General features: G+C 63.0%; 4 protein-coding genes, 2 tRNA genes and 1 pseudogene. 3 read left to right on the top strand and 4 right to left on the bottom strand.

The window, feature by feature from the left end; all coding sequences use genetic code 11:
* Positions 1-127: GTP-binding protein (locus EOA27_RS30160; RefSeq protein ID WP_244571411.1), on the bottom strand; the 127-nt coding region annotated here is incomplete at its 3' end.
* A 226-nt stretch (positions 128-353) separates the two neighbouring features.
* Here EOA27_RS30160 and EOA27_RS30155 point away from each other — a divergent pair.
* Positions 354-1241, top strand: coding sequence for a DMT family transporter (locus EOA27_RS30155; protein WP_126083815.1), 888 nt, complete (start codon positions 354-356; stop codon positions 1239-1241).
* 72 nt (positions 1242-1313) lie between these two features.
* Here the strand turns inward: EOA27_RS30155 and EOA27_RS30150 are convergent, their stop codons facing one another.
* Positions 1314-1571 carry a GlsB/YeaQ/YmgE family stress response membrane protein gene (locus EOA27_RS30150; protein ID WP_126061040.1) on the bottom strand — a complete coding sequence of 86 codons (258 nt, stop codon included), beginning with the start codon at positions 1569-1571 and terminating at the stop codon, positions 1314-1316.
* A 128-nt stretch (positions 1572-1699) separates the two neighbouring features.
* Here EOA27_RS30150 and EOA27_RS30145 point away from each other — a divergent pair, with 128 nt between their 5' ends.
* Positions 1700-2155: a YidB family protein gene (locus EOA27_RS30145; protein ID WP_126082816.1), complete on the top strand. Its 456-nt coding sequence runs from the start codon at positions 1700-1702 to the stop codon at positions 2153-2155.
* 73 nt (positions 2156-2228) lie between these two features.
* Here the strand turns inward: EOA27_RS30145 and EOA27_RS30140 are convergent.
* Positions 2229-2302 (bottom strand) — tRNA-Gly (locus EOA27_RS30140).
* 88 nt (positions 2303-2390) lie between these two features.
* Positions 2391-2475, bottom strand: a tRNA-Tyr gene (locus EOA27_RS30135).
* A 199-nt stretch (positions 2476-2674) separates the two neighbouring features.
* Here EOA27_RS30135 and EOA27_RS30130 point away from each other — a divergent pair.
* Positions 2675-2901: pseudogene (locus EOA27_RS30130) on the top strand (23S rRNA (guanosine(2251)-2'-O)-methyltransferase RlmB); the annotation flags it as partial.

Below are 2901 nucleotides of genomic sequence, written 5' to 3'. Positions count from 1 at the left end.
CATAGCGCTTGTATTCGCCAAAATACTTCGTGATCGCCGCCGTCAGCGACGTCTTGCCATGATCGACGTGACCGATCGTGCCAATGTTCACATGCGGCTTGGTGCGCTCGAATTTACCTTTTGCCATAGTCTCTTTCCTTGGACGGCCTTGACCTTCAGTTCAGTCGAATGCGGGGCGATTAGCGACAACGGCCGAAAAACACAAGTACCTTGTGGCTGAGCGGATTCCCGCTCGACCCGAACCGACGGTCGATTTCAGGGGATGTGGGCGGATATAGGGCTGCCGCGCGTAAAATCAAAGGCTCCAGGCTGGCCCATTGCCGCCGCCGCGCCGCTCTGATCTTGTCGGCGGCATGCAGGTCATTCCATCCAATATCCGCGGCCCGCTGTTCATGGTCGTCTCGACGGGGTCCTACCTCGTCAACGACACGATGATGAAGCTCGCGACCGCCGGGCTGCCGCCCTATGAGGTGCTGCTGCTGCGCGGCGCGGCGGCCACAGCGTGGGGTGTACCGCTGCTTCTGATGCTGGGTTATGCCAGGCAGATCCCGCTGCTCTTCGAACGCAAGGTGCTGCGCCGCAACCTGTTCGAGCTCCTGGCGATCCTCTGCTACGTCGTCGCCCTGGCGAACATGCAGATCGCGGATTCCACCGCGCTCGGCCAGATCACGCCGCTCCTCGTGCTGGTCGGCTCCTCAATGCTGTTCGGCGAAAGGATCGGCGCAACGCGCATGGCGCTGATCGGCCTTGGCTTTGTCGGAGCGCTCATGGTGGCGCAGCCGACCATGCAGGGCATTTCGGTCTATGCGCTGCTGGCGCTCGGCAACGCCGCCTTTGCGGCGGTGCGCGACATAGCCGGCCGCAAGGTGAGCGCCGAGGTGCCCGGCATGATCGTCGCCATCTCCGCCGTCCTGGTGGTGCTGGTCGGCTCAGGCGCGGCGCATCTGGTCTCCGAGCAATGGATGATGCCCGAAGGACGCCATCTGCTGCTGATCGCGGGTGCCGGCCTGTTCCTGATCTTCGGCCATTTCTTCATCTTCATGGCCTACCGCGTCGGGCCGACAAGCGCGGTGGCGCCCTTCTATTACTGCTTCACCGTCTGGGCAGTCATTTCGGGGCTGCTGGTGTTCGGGCAGTTTCCCAACGCGCTCGCCGTCTGCGGCATCCTGCTGGTCATGGTCAGCGGCCTTGTGATCGTCTCTCTCGACGAGAGGAAGCGCCGATTGGCCATGGTCGCCTGACGACGCGCATCAATCTGGGCCGATCCGACAGGATCGACTCCCAGCAGCCCGGCCGGCTGCGACTTTCTTGGCCTACAGCGTGCGCTTGCCCGAAATCTGGTGATAGGCCCAGAGCACGACGATCGAGCCGATGACGGCCACGATCAGGCTCCAGATGTTTAGGCCGGTGACACCGGCCGAGCCGAAAGCGCTGAAGATCAGCCCGCCGACGATGGCGCCGACGATGCCGAGCACAATGTCCATGATCATGCCCTGGCCGGTCTTGTTGACGATCTTGCTGCCGATGAAGCCGGCGATAAGGCCCAGAATGATCCAGCTGATGATGCCCATAATTCCCTCCAAATACCCCCGCCCCCCATCATGGTCATATGATTGTCAAAAGCTCAAGACAGCTTGAAATTCCGCCTGTTTGCGCCATTCTGGGGACGGGCGGACTTGGCTGGACAAGGAGATCCACGATGGGCCTGTTCGACAATGCCGTTCCCGGCGGGAATATCACCAAACCTCTGATGATCGCGCTCGGCGCGCTTTTGGTCGGCAGGATGCTGAGCGGCAGAAGCGAGGAACCGGCCGCGCCGCAAGCGCCGGCGCCCGCGCCTGCCGGAACCGGCGCGTCCGCCGATGGCGGCTTGCTCGGCGGGCTAGGTGGCCTGCTCGACAAGCTCAAGGATGCCGGCCACGGCAATGTCGCCGACTCCTGGGTCGGGACCGGCCAGAACCAGCCGATCAATCCGGGCGATCTAGGCTCGGCGCTCGGGCCGGCGGTGATCCGCGAGATCGCCCAGCGCACAGGCATGAACGAGCAGGAACTGCTGCAGCAGCTCTCCACGGCGCTGCCCGGCATCGTCGACAAGCTGACGCCGAACGGCCAGATCCCGCAGAACCATCAGGTCGCCTCGGCCTTCAACAGCTGAGAGCTGAACAGATGAGAACGCGCCGCGCGCCATGGTGGGCGGCGTTTCTTTGTCAGACAGCAGAGAAGCAATCTGGAGCGGGTAGCGGGAATCGAACCCGCATATTCAGCTTGGAAGGCTGCTGCTCTACCACTGAGCTATACCCGCGCCTTGCACTGAGGTACCGGATTCACCCGAAAAGCGCCATGCACTTTTCGGTCCGAGACTTTTCGTTTCAGGGCTTCCGGGCCGGCAGTGGTGGAGAGGGTTGGATTCGAACCAACGTAGGCTAAGCCAACGGATTTACAGTCCGTCCCCTTTAACCACTCGGGCACCTCTCCAGTCTGCCGCCGGAGCCATGCAACGAGGCATTCGCGCCGATCCGGAGCCCGAGTAAGATCTTCTCCGAAATCAGCGATGCGCCTTATGGCGGCAAGGCCGGTGGGTGTCAACCGGCGCGGCCAGGGTTTTTCGAGGATGTCCGGCATTCATTTCTTGAGCCCATATCCTTAGCCGGGCGGGACGGCTATAGAAGCCCGCATGAACGACGATAAAAGCACCAAGCCCGGCACGCGCAAGGACACCCACTACGCCAAGCTGAGGCGCGCGCATCGAGACCAGAAGGCGGGCGGTGCGCCGGCATTCCGGCCGCGCCAGCCGGTGCCGCCGGGGGAAGGGCCTGGCGACGGGCTGGTGCGGCTTTACGGCCTGCACACGGTGCGGGCCGCCCTCGACAATCCGCGCCGCAAGATCAAAAAGATGCTGGT

It is taken from the genome of Mesorhizobium sp. M2A.F.Ca.ET.037.01.1.1 (assembly GCF_003998075.1).
In the GTDB taxonomy this organism is placed as follows: domain Bacteria; phylum Pseudomonadota; class Alphaproteobacteria; order Rhizobiales; family Rhizobiaceae; genus Mesorhizobium.
The sequence above is the reverse complement of the archived record's forward strand: the minus strand, read 5'-3'. Positions and strand labels throughout refer to the sequence as shown.